A 20,277-nucleotide genomic window follows, 5' to 3' on the forward strand; every position below is an offset into this window, starting at 1 on the left:
CAGTCATGCGTTTCTTTCCTAAACTCCCGGTATTGGAGGCGGAATCTGTGAAAAAAGTCCTTTCAAATCGCTCACCTTATCAGCTTCAATCCAGTTCTCAAGTCCTTCTCTCCACACTAGGGTAGCTGTATTCAGCGTGCCATCCTTGACAAGGCTACTCAATTGCTCATGATCAAATGGTCCTTCCTGTTTTCCTTTAATCGCGAGATAATAAACTACGCTGTTAGGTAGCGGCGGTGGACCCGCGGGTGTAGAAGAAGCACCTGCGCCCCCTACTCCAGTTGGATTGTTTCCATCAAAACTATTTTGTTGAAAGATATTTCCCATCTGACCAACCATTCCTGCCCCCAATCCAGCGCCAAAACCCGCGCCGACGATACCTCCACTAGCTGGATTCTCTGCAGCTTTCTCCATCGAATTAGCAGCTTGAAATTGAGCATATACCCCAAGATTACCAACAACTCCCATGCTACTTCGCTTATCAAGTGCCTTTTCAACTTCCTCTGGGAAAGAAATATTCTCAATTAAAAACTTCGTTAAACTTAACCCCAACTCATCAAAATCGGATGCAATTTTCTGCTGTATCAAGGCCGACACTTCATCGTAGTTGGATGCAAGATCCAAAGCAGGAATTTTGGACTCCGCAATAGCATCCATCCCTCTCGATACCGCAATGTTTCGAAGCTGCTCTGTGATATCTTCAACCGTAAATACCGGCGTCGTTGAAACAAGCTGTTTCATAAAAACAGTAACATCTTTCACTTGAAAGGAGAAATTACCGAAAGCTCGGAGTCGAATGGGGCCAAATTCAGGATCCCGCAACATGATTGGATTTTTGGTACCCCATTTCTGATTAACAAATTGACGAAGATTCACAAAATAAACATCCGCTTTGAAAGGACTATTGAATCCATACTTCCAGCCCCTAATGGTTGTCATGATCGGCATGTTTTGAGTCGTCAATTCATAACGACCGGGCTGAAAGACATCAGCCACCACACCTTCGTTTAAAAATACAGCAGCTTGTCCTTCCCTTACGGTCAACTGTGCGCCCATTTTTATTTCATTCTGATACCTTGGAAATTTCCACACAATTGTATCTGTACTATTATCGACCCATTCGATAATATCGACAAACTCATTCCTGATTTTATCAAATAATCCCATAAATTATTCGCTTTAAATTCGCTTTAAAATTACTTACACTAAATGTAAACATTTCCCGGCAAACCAGCAATTTTCACCATATGGACATAAACTGCGGATATCTAAAAAATTTAGCCTTTTAAACTACTTATCGTAGTTTATTTTTTTTACTTTTGTTAGCTAAGTTCTACATAAATTTATGAGTACATATAACGAAGACAGCATTAGGTCCCTGGATTGGAAAGAGCATATTCGCCTTCGTCCGGGAATGTACATTGGAAAGTTGGGGGACGGTTCGGCCTATGATGATGGTATTTATGTTTTATTGAAAGAGGTCGTTGACAACTCCATAGATGAGTTTGTTATGGGAGCTGGTAAAACAATTGATATCACGGTAAACGAGAATAAAGTTTCCGTACGCGATTATGGACGTGGTATTCCAATTGGTTCTGTAGTTGATGTTGTTTCTAAAATCAATACAGGTGGTAAATATGATAGTAAGGCTTTCCAAAAGTCCGTCGGTTTAAATGGGGTCGGTACAAAAGCAGTGAACGCTTTGTCTAGTCAGTTCACCGTACAGTCCTATCGACAAAATATTACCCGCATCGCTCAATTCTCTAAGGGAGAGTTAGTCCATGATGAACAAAAAGAAACAACGCAACGAAATGGCACAGCGGTAACGTTCTATCCGGACGACTCCATTTTCCGGAATTATAAATACAGACTTGAATTTGTTGAAAACATGATCTGGAATTATGTGTTCCTGAATTCTGGTCTTACCATTAATTTCAATAATCAGAAATTTATTTCCGAGCATGGTCTAAAAGATTTATTGGAACGTAATATTGATGCCGAATCCATGCGCTATCCAATTATTCACCTACGTGGTGAAGACATTGAAATTGCCATGACGCATGGGCAACAATATGGAGAGGAATATTATTCCTTCGTAAACGGACAACATACAACCCAAGGAGGAACACATCAGGCAGCATTTCGTGAAGCACTCGTCAAAACAATCCGCGAATTCTACAAAAAAGAATTTGATGCATCGGATATTCGGTCGTCAATCATCGGAGCAATAGCCATCAAAGTACAAGAGCCTGTTTTCGAATCTCAAACTAAAACAAAATTGGGCTCACAAAGTGTCGGTCCTGAAGGCCCTACTGTAAGGGGCTTCATTAATGACTTTGTAAAAAAGGCACTGGATGATTACCTGCATAAAAATCCAGCCACGGCAGATGCCCTTCAGAAACGAATACTGCAATCCGAACGTGAGCGTAAGGACATCGCGGGTATTAAAAAACTGGCCAACGAAAGGGCAAAAAAAGCCTCTCTTCATAACCGTAAACTACGCGACTGTAAAGTGCATTTTAGCGATAAAAATGAACGTAACCAAGAAACAACACTGTTTATTACCGAGGGGGATTCTGCTTCTGGTTCGATCACCAAATCACGCGACGTACAGACTCAAGCCGTATTTAGCCTAAAAGGAAAACCGCTTAACTCTTATGGAATGTCCAAAAAGATTGTTTATGAAAACGAAGAATTCAATCTTTTGCAACATGCACTCAATATTGAAGATGGTCTAGATGGATTACGTTACAACAATATCGTTATCGCTACCGATGCCGACGTGGACGGAATGCACATCCGTTTGCTATTATTAACGTTTTTCTTACAGTTCTTCCCAGACCTCGTTAAAGCGGGCCACGTTTCCATTTTGCAGACCCCACTTTTCCGTGTCCGCAATAAAAAGGAAACAATTTATTGTTATTCAGACGAAGAACGGCAAAAAGCAATCGCAAAATTAGGCGCTAAACCCGAAATCACCCGATTCAAAGGTCTGGGTGAAATATCACCTTCCGAGTTTGGTTTATTTATCGGAAAAGATATCCGCCTCGATCCTGTTATCTTGTCCAAAGACAATAAAATTCAACAATTATTAGAATATTACATGGGTAAAAACACGCCAGATAGACAAAAACATATCGTCGAAAATCTACGTGTTGAAGTTGACCTTGAAGAAGAACTAACAAAAAAAGCGGGTTAAGATAGCCCGCTTTTTTCAATAACCTACAACCAAATTTCATGCACAACCAAACCTTAATTCTGATCCAATGTCAAGATGCCGTTGGACTAGTCGCTAACATCTCAAACACGCTTGCAAAATATCAGCTCAATATTGTCACCATGCGCGAATATGTAGATGAAGAAGCCAATAAATTCTTCGTGCGTGTGGTCTGTAACGGTCTAGTAATTGAGCAAAAACAACTTTCCGACTCCTTGGCTGAGGTTCTTCCTGCCTCTGCTCAAATACAGATCAACCCCAATACCCGAAAAAAGATTGTCGTCTTGGTGACCAAAGAGCATCACTGCCTTGCAGACATACTCGTACGACAGCATTTCGAAACTTGGGGAGCCGAAGTGCAGGCTGTCATTGGCAATTATGAATCGCTACGCTCTTTTACAGAAAAGTTCGACATTCCTTTTCACTGTATCTCACATGAAAACCTGACAAAGGAAACGTTCGAAAAACAACTGATAGCAAAAATCAAACAATATAATTTCGATTATATTATTTTAGCTAAATTCATGCGGATCTTATCACCAGAGTTTGTTGGCACCTTTGAGAATAAATTGGTTAACATCCACCATTCCTTCCTACCGGCATTTATCGGCGCCAACCCCTATAAACAGGCACATGCAAGAGGTGTTAAGATTATTGGAGCCACAGCCCATTTCGTGACCGACCAACTTGATGAAGGCCCAATCATCGTCCAGGACATACGGCATGTCAACCACACCTACACTGTAAAAGATATGGTTACTGCCGGAAAGGAAATAGAAAAAGCCGTTTTAAGCCGGGCAATTCGCTTGCTTAGCGAGGATCGTGTCATGCGCAACGACTACAAAACAATTGTATTTGAATAGTGATTACAATCATCTCCCCATAAAACAATCATTACTTTTTTTTAGCGTTATTCTCCATTATTTCGTAAAAGAAATATTTAAGAATGACGCATACTTTTCATATCCCCGTATTAGGCTTAGCTTTCTCCATCGATTCCGCAATTAAGGTTGCACAGTACGGAATCTCCTCCGTGATGTCTATCGTTGACGATGAACTAATCGAGCGCATGCGCTGCTATTACTGTGGAGAATATCAAATCCCCTATCAACCGATCCTCACATCTGAAGAAGACTATCGGGCAAATAGAATCACCGCATACCTCAATATGGTACAATTTGTGGTCAATAAACAAATTACAGCCTTAAAACATCAACCCTTTACAGAAGGTTCCGAATTGGCAAAATACTTTCAGCTTCTACCAGATTCACATCCATCCAAGCCACTGTATCACGCTATGGAAATTGAAACGAATCTGGCCATTAAGACCGAACTCCAAGACTTATTGATCACTTATCTAAAACCGGGTGACATTGATGTTAATATCATGTCCAAAGTTGACAAGATAAATTATAAAGATGGCAAGGTATTGGACGAGCGCTTTTCTGATGCACTAGCAGCCTTACGTGGCTTTGCAAATTCCAATCTTCATTCTTCGCTTATCCTTTCTGCCGGAATGAATCCACACTTATATGCTTACCTTGCTGAATTGCCAGCTTTCTTCCCCGATAATGAAAGTATGTTCGACAAAAAGGTCACATTAAAAGTAAGTGATTTCCGATCGGCACTCATTCAGGCAAAATATCTCGCCAAACGAGGGGTTTGGGTATCTGAATTCAGAATAGAATCCGGTTTGAACTGTGGTGGACATGCTTTCGCAACGGATGGCTTTCTTCTAGGTCCAATCCTTCAAGAATTTAAAGAAAAGAAAGAAAGTTTAAAAGCCGAACTTTTCGAGATATACCAAGATTATTGGACTGCTCAAAAGCGCTTTCTAACCATACCTCCCGTTATCAAATATACGGTTCAAGGCGGGGTGGGTACCGCTTCAGAACATCAATTTTTATTAGATTATTATGGATTTGATGCTGTGGGCTGGGGATCTCCATTTCTAATGGTACCCGAAGCAACCACGGTAGATCAAGAAACGTTGAAAGCATTGGAACTTGCCGAAAAAGAAGACTTCTACTGCAGTGGAGCATCTCCATTAGGGATTCCTTTCAACAACTTCAGAAAAAGTGGCGCTGAGCACTTACGAGTGGAACGAATTAAAAAAGGCCGTCCTGGTAGCCCCTGCAAAAAAGAATATCTTATTTCCAACACAGAATTCAGTGACAAGCCCATCTGTACCGCATCACGCGTATATCAACATCAAAAGATACAGGAACTAAAACAACAGAACCTGCCTGCTGTTGAATACGAAAAAGCTTTTGAGGCCATTACCGAAAAAACCTGCCTCTGTGAAGGGCTCGCAGCGCCTGCCTATCTCAAATACAATATCCAGAAGACTAAAGAACAGACTGCCGTAGCCATTTGCCCGGGTCCAAATCTCGTCTGGTTTAAAAAACAATATACTTTACGGGAAATGATAGACCATATCTATGGCCGTATCTCAGTCTTTGAAAATAACAATCGGCCATTTGTCCTGATCAACGAGCTCAACCTTTATATTGATCATATTCAAAAATATGTAACAGACAATCAAAACATCATTAATGATAAAAAGATAAAGTACGTAGCCAAGTTTAAAGCGCAGTTACAAGCTGGAATTGCTTACTATGACGAGCTAGCTCAACACTTATCACATATCCCACAGAACATCATTACAGCTATTCCAAAGCAGTTGGAACTAGCATCGTTACGGTTGAAGGATATCCATATGTAATGCCTAATGCATATTAAAACAATTGTATCTTATAACAAACACGGGGCGCNNGCGCCCCGTGTTTGTTATAAGCAATCTTTTGACCGTCTTACTTCGCTATCTTACGGAATTTACCAAATACGCCAAGTGGAAGTTTCGGCCCTGCAGTTGCTTGTAAAAATAGCTCGCCTATTTCTAAGTTTTCAACCTTCGGAAAAGCAGTCTTAATTAAATTTTCCACAATAACCGAAGAGAAACCTAAAGAATACGTATTTAAAATCAAGAAATGTTCTTTAGGATCCAATAGTTGAACAACCTCTGTCATCATTTCCATAATGTGGTCTTCTAATTTCCATTTCTCGCCTTTCGGGCCATGTCCATAAGCTGGTGGATCCAAAATAATTCCATTATAGGTATTACCTCTTTTCAGTTCACGCTTCACAAACTTTAACGCATCCTCAACAACCCAGCGAATGTTATCCAAGTTGGAAATTTCCATATTTTCATTCGCCCAGGTAACAACCTGTTTAATCGAATCCACGTGAGTTGTATCCGCGCCAGCAGCTTTCGCTATTAAAGATGCTCCTCCCGTGTATGCAAAAAGATTGAGAACCTTTGGTTTTTCCGTCTTAAATGAACGAACAGATTCCGAAATATAGTCCCAATTTACAGCCTGTTCCGGAAATATCCCGACGTGTTTAAAAGATGTGAGGCCCAATCTAAATTTGATGGCCACGTCGCTATTTTTATATTCGATGTGCCAACGGTCCTGAACCTTCGGATTTTTCTTCAACCATTCTCCAGAAGTAGCCGAACGACCTTTGAATTTGATATGATAACGCTTGTTCCACTCTGCTTCACTCAACGCCTTAGGCCATACAGCCTGAGGCTCTGGTCTGATCAGAATTAAATCACCAAAGCGTTCCAATTTTTCAAAATCACCACAATCAATGAGTTCATAGTCCCTCCAATGCTGTGGAGTCAATAGTTGTATATTTGTTGCTGCCAAAATCAAAATTTTCCGACAAAACTAAGCTAAATTTCAATATAAAAGAAATCTGCATGATCCTAACCCTGATCAACGCCTAAAATCGGGCGCACTAAAACAATCATCTTACCCACTATTACCCCATTGAGGCCTTAGCACTTTTCATCAATGGACTTGCAAAGACAAAGTTGTTTAATTCTTTCACATCCGAGCGCATCATATCCTTATTGGAACCTTCCCAAAATTTCGCCCCTTGGTAAAGAAACAAAATATATTCCCCTATTCCCATCACAGAATTCATATCATGCGTAACAACAACTGTTGTACATTTTAATTCTTGGGTAATCTTCAAAACCAACTCATCGATAACAATAGAAGTTTCAGGGTCCAGACCCGAATTAGGCTCATCACAAAAAAGGTATTTGGGATTCATACTGATTGCACGCGCAATACCTACCCGCTTTTTCATCCCACCAGAGAGCTCGGCAGGAAATAGCTTATTCCTTCCCTCCAGATTAACCTGTTCTAGACAATGGTTTGCCCGGTCTAATTTCTCCGCTTTCGACATGTCCGTAAACATATCCAAAGAAAACATAATATTTTGTTCAACAGTCATTGAGTCAAATAATGCTGAATTCTGAAAAAGCATACCTATTTCTTTACGAATGGGAACACGTTCTTCAAAATTCATCCGTGTAAAATCTTTGCCGTCAAAAATGACCTTTCCTTTTTCCGGTTGATGTAACCCCACGATACACTTCAGTAAGGTGCTCTTTCCCGACCCCGAACCACCAATAATCAAACTTACTTTACCGGGTTCAAAATTCGCGCTGATACCTTTCAGCACATGATTATCACCAAACGACTTGTTAATATCTTCGATTTGAATCATAAAATCTTTTTAAAGCATTAGTGCCGTAATTACATAATCCGCCGCTAGAATGGTAATACAGCCTACCACAACAGCTTCCGTGCTCGCCTGCCCAACTTCCAAAGCCCCGCCCTTCACATGATATCCTTTATAAGCAGAAACCGATGTAATAATAAATCCAAAGACCACTGCCTTCACAAGCGCCACCGTTACGGTAAAACCATTAAAGCCATCTTGAATCCCCAAAATATAATCGGCCTGCGTAACCGCTCCCGAAAGGGATCCCCCCAACAAGCCGCCCACCAGGGCGCACACGATGGAAATAATAACCAACATTGGAATCATGGTGACACCAGCCAAAATTTTGGGCAAAATCAGATAGCCAGGAGCATTGATCCCCATAATTTCCAAGGCATCAATCTGCTCTGTAACACGCATAGATCCAATCTGTGAAGATATGGACGAACCAATTTTCCCCATTAAAACCAATCCAGAGATCGTTGGCCCCAATTCCAAGATATTTGAATCCCGATTGATAGAACCTATAATCGAATTAGGGATCAAGTCCGAAACCATCTGAAAGGCTATTTGCATGGTCATAACAGCACCAATAAACGTGGAGATAATGACGATCAGGCCGAGCGAGCCAATACCAATATCGGTCATTGCCAATACGGTTTCCTTCCAATAAATCCGGCTCTTCTCCGGTCTTTTAAATACTGATTTAAGGAGTATGAGATATGCACCAATGTGATGAAAGATCATGTTATCTATTTAATTTCAATGTATTACGTCAATTATAGGACTATATTAAGCCGAGATATCCATTAAAGGTAATTAATTCCCGCTAATATATAAACAAGCGAAAAGCCAAAAAGTAAAGGAAAAACGAAATTACTTACCGATCAATTAGTCACATTTACCGATTTTTTATGTATAATAGCCTAAACATTCATACGGTATCTCTCAAATCAAATTACTTTTGAGATATATTAACAAACAGAATTAGTTATGAATACACGAAGAATAACAACTGGTATCACCATTCTCTTTATAGGCGTTGTCTTATTATTGTCACAGCTTGACACAATTTCATTCAATTGGGCCGGTATTTTTAGATATTGGCCGCTGTTCATCGTTCTTGCCGGAATTCGTATGCTGGTACCCAAAGATCAACAGATTGGACAATTTGTTACCATTGGCTCTACCGTGGTCATTTTAGGTTTTCTGACATACATCGGCCTATCTACACCCAAAGAACCACTTTTAACACAGCTATTAAAAAGTAAAACCCTTGGCGTCAAATATAACGATGATCCAAATGATAAAACGAATTATACGACAGAAAAGCTAAACGTACCACTGGACGATAAAATCCATAGTGCTACCTTAAATCTTGATTTGGGCGCCACCTCATTAAGAAATGATAGCAGCACGACGTCACATATCTTCTCGGCATATAATACCTCAAAAGAATATTTACTGGGCGTAACAGTAAATGGAGAGTCTACCGAAAAAGTTGACATCAACTTAAAAGGGAAATTCCAAAACAAGGATTTCAATAGCAAAAATAATAATACTTTTATTGCTTTAAACCCCAACATCGTATGGAACCTGAATTTTGATGTCGGCGCGATCGATGCCAAGCTGGATCTTTCCCCCTATAAAATAGAGGCATTAGATATCGATGCCGGTGCAACAAGTTTAAAACTAAAATTAGGTCAGCCACTAGCTACAACAAAAATTTCAATAGACGCCGGAGCCTCCTCTATCGAAATCATGATCCCAAAAAACGCTGCCTGCCGTATTACAAGCGACAATGCGTTATCATCTACAGATTATGAGGGCGATTTCCTCAAAAGCGAAGGAGAGGTAAAATCGATAAATTACGAAACAGCTACTCAAAAATTCGATTTTGACATCAACGGTGGTATTGCATCAATAAAAATTAGAAGATATTAATTGACAGCCGATTTTTAGTCAAGAAAAGTTAACTTTGTGTTAGATATGGACACAAGTAATATGTTGACATTGCCTGGAATCTATTGCAATTCCAAGGTAGATTATTCGAGATGGAAAACAAGGGAAATTCAAATCGGTGATACCCCCATGGGTGGCAATAATCCCATTCGTATTCAAAGTATGACAACGGTAGATACGATGGATACGATTGGGTCAGTTGAACAGACCATTCGGATGGTCGAAGCGGGCTGCGAATACGTTCGTATTACCGCTCCCAGTATTAAAGAAGCACATAATTTAGCCAATATAAAGAATGAACTCCGGCGAAGAGGATATCAAGTTCCTTTGGTTGCTGACATTCATTTTACACCGAATGCTGCCGAGGTAGCCGCCCGTATCGTAGAAAAAGTAAGGGTCAACCCCGGAAACTATGCGGACAAGAAAAAATTCGATCAGCTGTCGTATACCGAAGCTGAATATAAACTCGAATTGGAGCGCATTTATCACAAATTTTCACCACTTGTCAATATTTGTAAAGAAAACGGTACCGCCATGCGCATTGGCACCAACCATGGTTCCTTATCCGACAGAATTATGAGCCATTATGGCGATACGCCTGAAGGCATGGTCGAATCGGCCATGGAGTTTATCCGGATGTGCGAAGACCTAAATTTTTATAATCTCTGTATCTCGATGAAATCATCCAATCCGCAGGTCATGGTTAAAGCCTACCGTTTGTTGGTCGAAAAAATGGTTTCCGAAAACATGAACTATCCGCTACATCTCGGAGTAACCGAAGCCGGAGACGGTGAAGACGGTCGTGTAAAATCTGCCGTCGGCATTGGAACACTGCTGGAGGATGGACTGGGAGATACTGTACGCGTATCGTTAACCGAAGAGCCCGAACGCGAAGCCCCTGTTGCAATAGCACTTGTCAATCGATATAGCAAACGGCAGGCAAACCTCGAGCTCCAGCCCAAACAAGAAATTGTTCAATTATCCACAGACACACCCGTTGTCCCTTATACCAGCCAAGAAGTAAATACATTCATCGGAGGGGCTTTAGTTCCCAGGATTGTCGTTGATATCTCAAAAGAAAATTTGAAAGACGCCCAGATACTCACCAAAGTTGGCTATCGCTATGATATCCTGTTAGATAAATATCACATGGGGGAGCAGTCTGTAGACTTTGTCTATCTCGCAGATACTTTACCGTCTTTCACCATGCCAGCCAACCTGAAGCAAATTTACAACTACGACACCTGGTTCAAACTTGCGGATAAAACCAACATTCATCCCCTCTTTACCTTGGACCAATTCATAGCATCGGACCATAAAGATAAGGTGTTGAATATGGTCAAAATCTGCAATTCAGATTTATTGACCCCATTGTTTGAATCTTTACAGCTTGACAAAACTGTCGTATTTATAGTAGAAACCGATTACTTGCACGGAATGGCAGATCAAAGGCAATTTTTCCGTAATTTACAGGAAATAGGCATCAACAATCCCGTCATTATCAAACGCTCCTATCCAAAAGAAGACTTCTCAGGCCCTATTGGTGAATATATGAATCCCGAAGAACCTATCTCCAAAATACAGCTTTATGCATCGACAGATCTAGGGGCGCTATTGATCGATGGCTTAGGATCGGGAATCTGGATTGATTCTCCTGCAACAGCATTAGAAAACATAGCCTCATTATCTTTCGGAATTTTGCAGGCAACACGATCCAGAATATCCAAGACCGAATATATATCCTGCCCAAGCTGTGGCAGAACCTTGTTTGATCTACAAGAAACTACTCAAATGATTCGAAGCCGCACGAACCATTTAAAAGGGTTAAAAATTGGTATCATGGGCTGCATTGTTAATGGCCCTGGTGAAATGGCTGATGCAGACTATGGCTATGTTGGAGCGGGACCTGATAAAGTTACATTGTACAGGGGCCAGCAGGTTGTCAAGAAAAATGTGAGTTCTGCACATGCCTTGGACGAATTGATCAAAATCATTAAAGATGATGGCCTTTGGATCGAAGAATTACAAGACTAAAGCCTACAACTAAAAGTATACAAAAACAGCAGCGGNNCCGCTGCTGTTTTTGTATACTAACGAATTACGCTGTAAATTATCTCCTTATCGAATAGAAAATCTTTTAACAACAGTTTCAGAACCAGCCACTATCCTTACGAAGTAAAATCCTGTGGTTAATTTTCCGCCATGCTCAAAAGAAAGATTTTGAATTCCCGAATCCAGATTACCATTCATTAATTGAAGAATCTCATTGCCCAATGCGTCCATGACTTTGATAGAAACACCCGAGGATTTTGCCAATTTAAAAGAAAGGTTTATCTGTTCAGCAATCGGATTATAGAATACTTTAACATTATTGATCAATTTCTCGGTCTCTTTGATCGTTTTATCACCTCCGAATGCCTCATTGCCGTCCCAAATATGTTGCGAAAAAGTAGGGTCATAAGGAGACTTTGCATACACCCGAGCCCCTCCACTGCACAATGTCAGTGCGGATAATAGTGTTAAAAAAGCTGCTTTAAGTAGATTTCTCCCCATAGTGTTAAATTAGACTTCAAATACTGGTTACGGTTTAATCAAATATAACGCTAACTATTTGAATTATCAACAACAAAGTTAGTATTTTGTTTAAAAGTTTTTTATCAAGAAGAGCCTTTCCAAGTTTCTTTTAACAAATTTTAACAGCTATTGCGCATGTCAAAGGAAATGCTAAAATTTGGCGCAGCAAATGTACTTACTTAAAGTACAGGCAAAAAGTATATTTTTGCAGTATATTTTTGAAATAAAATAATTGATAAATGGCAGACAATAGTCATCACAGCAGTATCAATAAGGTGAGTTTCGCCGGATTATTGATCAGTTTAGGAATTGTTTTTGGAGATATAGGAACTTCCCCATTATACGTTTTCAAAGCAATCATGGGACAAGGAGCCATCCAAAAAGACCTGGTCTTGGGAGGACTATCCTGCGTTTTTTGGACGCTGACCCTCCAAACAACGATTAAATACGTTTGGATTACACTACGGGCAGACAATAAAGGTGAAGGTGGCATCTTATCCCTTTATTCTTTGGTACGTAAGCGCGCACCTTGGTTGATCTTCCCTGCGATGATAGGTGCAGCCACCTTATTGGCTGATGGAATGATCACACCTGCAATTACAATATCTTCGGCTATTGAAGGTCTAGACATCAAATTCCCAGGGTTACCTACAGTTCCTATCGTCGTTACAATCATATCCTTGTTATTTATTATTCAGCGATTTGGAACATCCGTTGTTGGAAAGGTTTTTGGACCGCTGATGACCATCTGGTTTTCAATTATTGGCGTGCTTGGTTTATCCCATCTCCACCTTGCACCGGAAGTGATGAAAGCAATCAACCCCTATTATGCCTTTCATATTCTGATTACGTACCCGCATTCGCTATTATTGATTGGCGCGGTGTTTTTATGTACTACCGGAGCCGAGGCTTTATATTCGGATATGGGGCACTGTGGTAAAAACAATATCCGTATTAGCTGGATTTATGTAAAGATCACGCTGATATTAAATTATTTCGGACAAGGTGCCTGGTTATTGACCCAGGAGGGACGTGTTCTAGGAGGATCAAACCCCTTCTACTCGATCATGCCCGATTGGTTTATCGGCTATGGTATCGCTATTGCGACAATTGCGGCCGTCATAGCGAGTCAAGCCATGATATCCGGATCTTATACATTGATTTCCGAAGCAGTGCGATTGAATATATGGCCTAAAGTTGCTATCCGCTATCCAAGCGAACATAAAGGACAGCTGTATGTTCCTTCCATAAATTTAATTTTATGGATAGGCTGTATGATTGTCATCTGGGTTTTCGAAGAATCAAGCCGAATGGATGCAGCCTATGGTCTCGCGATCAATCTAACCGTTTTGATGACGACAGTCTTAATGGGTTATTTTCTGTCGATGAAAAAAGTCAATCGAGCAGTGATTGCCCTATTCTTGATCGCCTACTTTGTCATCGAGATAACTTTCTTAGTCGGAAATGGGGTAAAAATTGCCCACGGAGGCTGGTTAACCCTGATGCTTGCCACGGCATTATTCGTAACGATGTACTGTTGGTATACAGCGCGAAAAATTAAAAATCGCTATGTCAACTTTATCAATATTAACAAATATTACCCCATCATCTCAGAATTAAGCGAAGACAAATCTGTTCCACCATATGCATCGCATTTAGTGTACCTAACAAGCGCAAATTTTAAATCAGAGATAGAAGCTAAAATTATTTATTCCATTATAAATAAAAAACCAAAGCGGGCTGACGTCTATTGGCTGGTACATGTTGACGTGATGGATCATCCACACACCAAAGAATATTCGATCGATCAACTTATCCCAGGGAAGTTAATACGAATTGATTTCAAACTTGGCTTTAGAGAAGAGCAACGCATCAGTTTATTGTTTAGAAAAGTTGTGGAAGAAATGGTGAAAAAAGGTGAAATTGACATCACTAGCCAGTACGATACCTTACGTAAACATAATATACCAGGCGATTTTAAATTTGTTGTTTTAGAAAAAGTACTTTCCAAAACCAATCAGATGACATGGATAGAAAAGGTTATTATGGACATCTATGGTTACCTCAAAAAAATGAGCTTATCCGAAGAAAAAGGTTTCGGTTTAGATTCCAGTTTTGTTACGATAGAGCGCGTACCGCTCAATTTTCCGCAGACTTCAGAAGTCCATCTCATACGCAAAGATTAATACTTCTCAAGGTGATGCCAAAGCATCACCTTTTTTATTCAATAGAATTGCATTACTTTTGTTGCAAATAATACATCATGGCAGACGCTAATCCAAAAAAGAAATTACATCCTAGAAATAGACATCTCGATAACTACAATTTTGAAGAACTGAGCAAAGTAGAACCCTCGCTCAAGGAATTTGTAATAGAAAACGCTTACAAAGTAAAATCCATCGATTTTAACAATCCTGATGCCGTTAAGACATTAAACAAGGCGCTTCTAAAGAAATACTATCATATTCAACACTGGGACATTCCCAAAGAGAATCTTTGCCCTCCTATCCCAGGTCGTGCAGATTATATTCATTATATCGCGGATGTGCTTGCGCGCGACAACAACAATGAAATTCCAAAAGGCGGAAATATCCATATCCTCGATATCGGTGTTGGTGCCAATTGTATTTACCCGATCATCGGTCATCAGGAATATGGCTGGAGCTTTGTAGGCTCCGAAATTATTAAGAGCGCATACAAAAATGCAATCGAGATAACACGGACAAACATGAGCCTAAAAAAGAGTATACAAATACGCCTACAAAATAATCCAAAGGCCATATTCAAAGATATTATCCTTCCAGGTGAAAAATATGATGTAGTGATCTGTAACCCGCCATTTTTTAGCTCTCAAACCGAAGCTTTACAACAATCCATCCGCAAAACCACAGGTATAAAAGATGCTAAAATAGACGAAAAACCGGTGACACAAACTTTTTCGGGGCAGGGAAGCGAATTATGGTGCGATGGCGGTGAAAAAGCCTTCTTGTCACGCATGATCTTTGAAAGCCAGTTTCACAAAGATCAAGTAAAATGGTTTACGACGTTAGTAGCACATCGTGAAGACATCCGCTTTCTACAACACAAACTAAAGAAAATAAATGTAAAAGAGACCGAGGTGATCCGCATGGAACAAGGCAACAAAGTAAGCCGGATTCTCCTATGGAGATTCTAATAACGATATAAAGGATTCAAAAAAGGAGCTATCTTACGACAGATAGCTCCTTTTTTGAATAGGATATCATCCGTTATACTTGCGTCAACTTGTTTAACTTAGAATGTTTATAGCCATACATAAAATACACAGCCAGGCCGACCACGAGCCAGATCACAAATATAATCCAGTTGCTGGCGCCCAATTCGGTCATTAAATACAGGTTGATCAGGATGCCAACGACAGGCAATAAAGAAAAATTCATTTTGAAACTGTAAACACTTAGCCCAAGCCAAATCAGCCAAAATATAATAACGAGCATTTTATGTTCTATAATTTCAAGTGCCGACAGCGATTTCCATTCTTGCACCGTTCCCTGACCGTAGATAAAAATGAGCACAATAGCAATTAACAGTCCACCACCGACCAAATATTTACCGTTGATATAAGGAACCTTAAATTTCGATTTTGCAGATAAGCCGGAATAGTCCATATACAATACGCCTGCACAAACAAGGATAAAGGCAAAAAAGGTGCCCACGCTCGTCAGATCCACAAAGAAGTCCATTTTAAAAAATAACGACGGGATGGCTACCACCAACCCCGTGACGATCGTAGCGAAAGAAGGCGTTTTATATTTGGGATGGATCGTTGCAAATTTCTTCCACAACAGACCATCCCTGCTCATAGTCATCCAGATTCTTGGTTGAGCCAGTTGATATACCAGTAAGGCACTAGTGATGGCAATTACAGAAGTCACCGATATAATTCCCGCCATATGATCAAAGCCGACATACTTAAAGACAAAAGCCAATGGATCCTTTACGTTCAATTCTGTATAGTTGACCATTCCTGTCAATACCAAGGTTATGGCTACATACAGTACCGTACAAATCAATAAACAATAAATCATGGCTTTAGGCAGGTCGCGCTGCGGATTTTTACACTCTTCAGCAGTTGTCGATATCGAATCGAATCCGATGAAGGCAAAGAACACAGCGGCAACACTTCCGAGTACACCTTTAAGGCCATTAGGTGCAAATGGTGTCCAATTTTCGGGCTTTATGAAGAATATTCCACCAAATATTACCGCCAGAATAATAGCAACTTTGATCATCACCATGATCATACTCGCTTTTTGAGATTCCTTTATACCGATATAAACCAACCATGTGACCAAAAATGTAATAACTCCCGCTGGTAAATCGAAAATAATGGGTAGCCCTCCGATTCGCGGAGCACTATTAAAAGCATCTAACCCATGCTGATCGATTGCAGTTAAGGCAGCCGCGCCATGCTGGTTCATTTTGTCTACAGCATCGTAAGCGTAGCCTGGAGCCATGGATAACCAAGGCGGTATGTGAACCCCAAAGCCCTCCAGCATGGAGACAAAATATTGCGACCACGAAATCGCAATCACTGTATTCGAAACCGCGTACTCTAAAACCAATGCCCAACCGATGATCCAGGCAAACAATTCACCAAATGCCACATAAGCATAGGTATACGCAGAGCCCGAAACAGGAACTGTACTGGCAAATTGCGCATAAGCCAATGCCGTAAAAACACAGGCAAAAGCTGTAAAAACGAAGAGAAGTGATACTGCAGGTCCACCTTCATAACTGGCCAATCCAATTGTGCTGAAGATTCCAGCTCCAACAATGGCGGCGATACCCAAAGAAACCAGATCGGTTACACCCAATACCTTTGCAAGGCCTGTTCCCTCCTCTTTTTGAGTGTCATGGAGAATCTGATCAACACTTTTCTTCCGAAAAAGTCTATGTGACATGTAAATTTAGTTTTGATACTTAAAATTATGCGAAAATAAATATTTTCAAGGTCTTATACTATTGGTATTTTCTGATAGGCTAACTAAAGTCCATCAGCTCATATTGAATATACTGGTAAATTTCCTGATAATCGGCCATCTGTATATGCAGATAAGAAATCAGCTGTTCCGTAAGCGCCTGTCTTTGCTGCGCTGAAACGTCAAAATGCCACAATCGCCTACAAATATTAAAAAGCGCCCCGGCAATTTTTTCCACCTGTGCATAGTCGTAAATATACTTCCAGTCTATAAACTGATGATAGAATTTTTCAAACTTCGGAATGTCATGAAGCTGGTTTACTGCTAAAAACTTCCGCAGGGCATCTTGGTTGACGTGTATTAACGCGGCATAGAATTTATCGACTGAAACAGCACTCTTTTGCGTGAGTATATGGTCCAACAAAAGCTCTAGCCCAATATGTGCCATAAAGGAAGGCCGGATAGGCAATCCCACCAAACTCGGCTGAATTTGTAACTTTAGCTGATGCGTATGATGAAAAAAATAAGTTGAATTATGAAAAAGCCGATCCACTTCAATATGACGGTTCCAACCGATATACATTTGTTCCAATAAAGGATTATTCAAAAGCTCATCTTCATACTGACGAGGCTTTAGCATAAAAGATTTATCAGCATTCTTTAATAGATCGGGTAGTAATCCACCTACAATACGTTCGGGATTAGTGGCAAACCGTTCAAAATAAAAATGTGATAAAAAATTCATACCAGCTTATTAGCGTGTGGTTTTATACGGATTTATTCGCTCAATATACGCTTAATCTCCTATCTTTGCATCTTGTAAATTAAAAAATTAAATCCATTTAACAATGAGCTTTGTAGAAGAATTACGTTGGAGAGGCATGTTACAAGACATTATGCCGGGAACTGAAGACTTACTAAATAAGGAAAAAGTCGCTGGTTATATCGGTTTTGACCCCACAGGAGACTCTCTACACGTAGGACACTTAACTCAAATCATGACCTTGATCCACTTCCAAAATGCGGGCCATAAGCCGGTTGCTTTGGTTGGAGGAGCAACGGGGATGATTGGGGACCCTTCTTTCAAATCTGCAGAGCGTAACTTGTTGGACGAAGCTACCCTACAGCATAATGTAGCTTGTCTGAAAAAACAGTTAGGCAAATTTCTCGAATTTGGAGAAGGTGAAAATGACGCCAAAATGGTTAATAATTACGATTGGTTTAAAGATTTTAAATTTTTGGATTTTATCCGTGATATTGGTAAAATGATTACCGTTAACTATATGATGGCAAAAGATTCTGTGAAAAAACGTTTAGAAGGTGACAATGGGCTTTCATTTACAGAGTTTACCTATCAATTGATTCAAGGATATGACTTCTATTACCTTTGGAAGCACCACAACTGCAAAATTCAGATGGGTGGGTCCGATCAATGGGGTAATATCGTAACAGGAAGTGAAATGATTCGTCGCCAGGATCAAGGAACAGCCTATGCTATCACCACACAATTGATCAAAAAAGCGGATGGCCAAAAATTTGGAAAAACAGAATCTGGGGCGGTATGGCTAGATCCAAAGAAAACTTCGCCGTATAAATATTACCAATTTTGGTTGAATACGTCCGATGATGATGCTAAAAACTGGATCAAAATTTTTACGCTAAAACCTCAGAACGAAATAGAGGCTATTATTGCAGACCATGATGCTGCACCTCATCTACGTTTAGTTCAAAAAGCATTAGCAAAAGATATCACCATTCGCACACACTCAGAAGAAGCTTATGAAACAGCTATCAAAACTTCTGAATTTCTTTTTGGAAATGGTTCGTTGGAATTCTTGGACAACTTAGATCATGAGGCTGTTCTAGAAGTATTTGAAGGTATTCCGCAATTCCAGATCGCTCGTACAGATCTCGCTGCAGGAATTAATATTCTTGATTTACTGGCTGTTCAGACCCAAGTATTCCCTTCAAAAGGCGAAGCCCGAAAAATGCTACAAGGCGGGGGAGTTTCTATCAATAGAGAAAAAGCTACGGATATTGACGCCTCAATTACAATCAATCACCTGCTAAACAATAAATATATTGTTGCACAACGTGGTAAAAAGAATTACTACCTGATTATTGTAGATTAATGCTTGTGGTTTATTGAACCCTATAGGTAAAAAAGTCCCTTTTGAGCAAATCAAAAGGGACTTTTTATTATGCAGTCGAAAGCTTTTTTTCATTATGAAAAAATTGAGCCGATTATTTTAGTAGTTTTTCAAAAGCTTTACGTGACGCACCTCTAAAATGCACCTCACCACAATATTGGTATCCCAATTTTTCAAACACATGCAACATACCGCCATTATCAAAATTAGTATCTACCTTGATACTATAAACCGAATGATCAATTGCAATCTCCTCAACACCCCGCATAATAGCCGTTCCCACACCCTTCATATGGGGGTCTTGCGCCGAGGCAAGTCTGTGTATACCGACATAGGGACCATTGCTCAACCATTTCCCATCGATATCATCATAAGCAGGCTCCACATCAAAAATGATTGCAACATAACCTACAATCCTATGCGCTACTTCAACGACATGGGCATATCCTTTATCAATATCCGATTGCACGACATCCTCATTCGGATACCCATCTTGCCATTGCCTGCTGCCTTGTTCCTTCCTTAAGGCAATTGCCTGCTGTATAATTTCCCAAATTCGTCCTTTATCAGCTAATGTCGCTTTACGTATCTCAAACTTGTTCATGCTATCTTTTGTATTTTTCGTAAAACTACATATTTTACTGCAACTCCAACAATATACAAAGCACCAGCAATCCATTACAGCTATTCGCCATTCTTTTAACCGACCTATTTGCAGGGCATAGTATTTGCTAGTCCTTATACCTATCACGCTTTTTAGCGACATCTAAATTTATTCATTCATAAAAAACGACAAACTTAAAATAATAGGTCATAGGCATCCTTAAAATAC

General features: G+C 40.1%; 16 protein-coding genes. 8 read left to right on the forward strand and 8 right to left on the reverse strand.

Annotated elements, in window-relative coordinates; translation table 11 throughout:
• Positions 1–18: 18 nt before the first annotated feature.
• Positions 19–1,167, reverse strand: a complete 1,149-nt coding sequence (locus B3E00_RS19315) for an SPFH domain-containing protein (protein WP_293939721.1) — start codon at positions 1,165–1,167, stop codon at positions 19–21.
• Between the two features lie 178 nt (positions 1,168–1,345).
• Between B3E00_RS19315 and B3E00_RS19320 the strand changes: the two genes are divergently transcribed.
• The 3 genes from B3E00_RS19320 (at position 1,346) to B3E00_RS19330 (ending at position 5,942) form a co-directional block, all read left to right on the forward strand.
• Positions 1,346–3,199 (forward strand): DNA topoisomerase IV subunit B, encoded by a 1,854-nt coding sequence (locus B3E00_RS19320; protein WP_209581351.1) that lies wholly within the window; start codon positions 1,346–1,348, stop codon positions 3,197–3,199.
• Between the two features lie 38 nt (positions 3,200–3,237).
• Positions 3,238–4,080, forward strand: a complete 843-nt coding sequence (gene purU, locus B3E00_RS19325; protein ID WP_293888792.1) for a formyltetrahydrofolate deformylase — start codon at positions 3,238–3,240, stop codon at positions 4,078–4,080.
• Between the two features lie 83 nt (positions 4,081–4,163).
• Positions 4,164–5,942 (forward strand): hypothetical protein, encoded by a 1,779-nt coding sequence (locus B3E00_RS19330; protein ID WP_293885314.1) that lies wholly within the window; start codon positions 4,164–4,166, stop codon positions 5,940–5,942.
• An 88-nt stretch (positions 5,943–6,030) separates the two neighbouring features.
• Here the strand turns inward: B3E00_RS19330 and B3E00_RS19335 are convergent, their stop codons facing one another.
• The 3 genes from B3E00_RS19335 to B3E00_RS19345 all read right to left on the reverse strand — a co-directional run bounded on the left by B3E00_RS19335 (position 6,031) and on the right by B3E00_RS19345 (position 8,545).
• Positions 6,031–6,936: a class I SAM-dependent methyltransferase gene (locus B3E00_RS19335; protein WP_293885316.1), complete on the reverse strand. Its 906-nt coding sequence runs from the start codon at positions 6,934–6,936 to the stop codon at positions 6,031–6,033.
• Between the two features lie 109 nt (positions 6,937–7,045).
• Positions 7,046–7,801, reverse strand: a complete 756-nt coding sequence (locus tag B3E00_RS19340) for an ABC transporter ATP-binding protein (protein WP_209581341.1) — start codon at positions 7,799–7,801, stop codon at positions 7,046–7,048.
• A gap of 9 nt (positions 7,802–7,810) precedes the next feature.
• Positions 7,811–8,545 carry an MlaE family ABC transporter permease gene (locus tag B3E00_RS19345; RefSeq protein WP_293885318.1) on the reverse strand — a complete coding sequence of 245 codons (735 nt, stop codon included), beginning with the start codon at positions 8,543–8,545 and terminating at the stop codon, positions 7,811–7,813.
• A gap of 246 nt (positions 8,546–8,791) precedes the next feature.
• Between B3E00_RS19345 and B3E00_RS19350 the strand changes: the two genes are divergently transcribed.
• Positions 8,792–9,742 carry a LiaI-LiaF-like domain-containing protein gene (locus B3E00_RS19350; RefSeq protein WP_293885320.1) on the forward strand — a complete coding sequence of 317 codons (951 nt, stop codon included), beginning with the start codon at positions 8,792–8,794 and terminating at the stop codon, positions 9,740–9,742.
• Positions 9,743–9,787: 45 nt separating this feature from the next.
• Positions 9,788–11,794 carry a (E)-4-hydroxy-3-methylbut-2-enyl-diphosphate synthase gene (ispG, locus tag B3E00_RS19355; RefSeq protein WP_293939723.1) on the forward strand — a complete coding sequence of 669 codons (2,007 nt, stop codon included), beginning with the start codon at positions 9,788–9,790 and terminating at the stop codon, positions 11,792–11,794.
• Positions 11,795–11,878: 84 nt separating this feature from the next.
• On the opposite strand, the gene B3E00_RS19360 is transcribed toward ispG, so the two are convergent.
• Positions 11,879–12,313 carry a T9SS type A sorting domain-containing protein gene (locus tag B3E00_RS19360; RefSeq protein ID WP_293939725.1) on the reverse strand — a complete coding sequence of 145 codons (435 nt, stop codon included), beginning with the start codon at positions 12,311–12,313 and terminating at the stop codon, positions 11,879–11,881.
• A 260-nt stretch (positions 12,314–12,573) separates the two neighbouring features.
• On the opposite strand from B3E00_RS19360, the gene B3E00_RS19365 reads away from it, so the two are divergent.
• Entirely contained in the window at positions 12,574–14,520 is a 1,947-nt protein-coding gene (locus B3E00_RS19365; protein WP_293885326.1) for a KUP/HAK/KT family potassium transporter, read from the forward strand.
• 77 nt (positions 14,521–14,597) lie between these two features.
• Positions 14,598–15,509: a 23S rRNA (adenine(1618)-N(6))-methyltransferase RlmF gene (rlmF, locus tag B3E00_RS19370; protein WP_293888786.1), complete on the forward strand. Its 912-nt coding sequence runs from the start codon at positions 14,598–14,600 to the stop codon at positions 15,507–15,509.
• Between the two features lie 73 nt (positions 15,510–15,582).
• Here the strand turns inward: rlmF and B3E00_RS19375 are convergent, their stop codons facing one another.
• Both B3E00_RS19375 and B3E00_RS19380 read right to left on the reverse strand, forming a co-directional pair.
• Positions 15,583–17,277 (reverse strand): amino acid permease, encoded by a 1,695-nt coding sequence (locus B3E00_RS19375; RefSeq protein WP_293939726.1) that lies wholly within the window; start codon positions 17,275–17,277, stop codon positions 15,583–15,585.
• Between the two features lie 79 nt (positions 17,278–17,356).
• Positions 17,357–18,040: a hypothetical protein gene (locus B3E00_RS19380; RefSeq protein ID WP_293885330.1), complete on the reverse strand. Its 684-nt coding sequence runs from the start codon at positions 18,038–18,040 to the stop codon at positions 17,357–17,359.
• Positions 18,041–18,143: 103 nt separating this feature from the next.
• Between B3E00_RS19380 and tyrS the strand changes: the two genes are divergently transcribed.
• Positions 18,144–19,427: a tyrosine--tRNA ligase gene (gene tyrS, locus B3E00_RS19385; RefSeq protein ID WP_293885332.1), complete on the forward strand. Its 1,284-nt coding sequence runs from the start codon at positions 18,144–18,146 to the stop codon at positions 19,425–19,427.
• A gap of 112 nt (positions 19,428–19,539) precedes the next feature.
• Here the strand turns inward: tyrS and B3E00_RS19390 are convergent, their stop codons facing one another.
• Positions 19,540–20,049: a GNAT family N-acetyltransferase gene (locus B3E00_RS19390; RefSeq protein ID WP_293885334.1), complete on the reverse strand. Its 510-nt coding sequence runs from the start codon at positions 20,047–20,049 to the stop codon at positions 19,540–19,542.
• Positions 20,050–20,277 lie beyond the last annotated feature (228 nt).

Origin of the sequence: Sphingobacterium sp. UBA5996, from assembly GCF_002429765.1 — a bacterium.
Classification (GTDB): domain Bacteria; phylum Bacteroidota; class Bacteroidia; order Sphingobacteriales; family Sphingobacteriaceae; genus Sphingobacterium.

Coding starts and splice junctions, on each gene's coding strand:
- B3E00_RS19315 (WP_293939721.1), bottom strand. CDS start 1,167: ATGGGATTATTTGATAAAATCAGGAATGAGTTTGTCGATATTATCGAA.
- B3E00_RS19320 (WP_209581351.1), top strand. CDS start 1,346: ATGAGTACATATAACGAAGACAGCATTAGGTCCCTGGATTGGAAAGAG.
- purU (WP_293888792.1), top strand. CDS start 3,238: ATGCACAACCAAACCTTAATTCTGATCCAATGTCAAGATGCCGTTGGA.
- B3E00_RS19330 (WP_293885314.1), top strand. CDS start 4,164: ATGACGCATACTTTTCATATCCCCGTATTAGGCTTAGCTTTCTCCATC.
- B3E00_RS19340 (WP_209581341.1), bottom strand. CDS start 7,801: ATGATTCAAATCGAAGATATTAACAAGTCGTTTGGTGATAATCATGTG.
- B3E00_RS19345 (WP_293885318.1), bottom strand. CDS start 8,545: ATGATCTTTCATCACATTGGTGCATATCTCATACTCCTTAAATCAGTA.
- B3E00_RS19350 (WP_293885320.1), top strand. CDS start 8,792: ATGAATACACGAAGAATAACAACTGGTATCACCATTCTCTTTATAGGC.
- ispG (WP_293939723.1), top strand. CDS start 9,788: ATGGACACAAGTAATATGTTGACATTGCCTGGAATCTATTGCAATTCC.
- B3E00_RS19360 (WP_293939725.1), bottom strand. CDS start 12,313: ATGGGGAGAAATCTACTTAAAGCAGCTTTTTTAACACTATTATCCGCA.
- B3E00_RS19365 (WP_293885326.1), top strand. CDS start 12,574: ATGGCAGACAATAGTCATCACAGCAGTATCAATAAGGTGAGTTTCGCC.
- rlmF (WP_293888786.1), top strand. CDS start 14,598: ATGGCAGACGCTAATCCAAAAAAGAAATTACATCCTAGAAATAGACAT.
- B3E00_RS19375 (WP_293939726.1), bottom strand. CDS start 17,277: ATGTCACATAGACTTTTTCGGAAGAAAAGTGTTGATCAGATTCTCCAT.
- B3E00_RS19380 (WP_293885330.1), bottom strand. CDS start 18,040: ATGAATTTTTTATCACATTTTTATTTTGAACGGTTTGCCACTAATCCC.
- tyrS (WP_293885332.1), top strand. CDS start 18,144: ATGAGCTTTGTAGAAGAATTACGTTGGAGAGGCATGTTACAAGACATT.
- B3E00_RS19390 (WP_293885334.1), bottom strand. CDS start 20,049: ATGAACAAGTTTGAGATACGTAAAGCGACATTAGCTGATAAAGGACGA.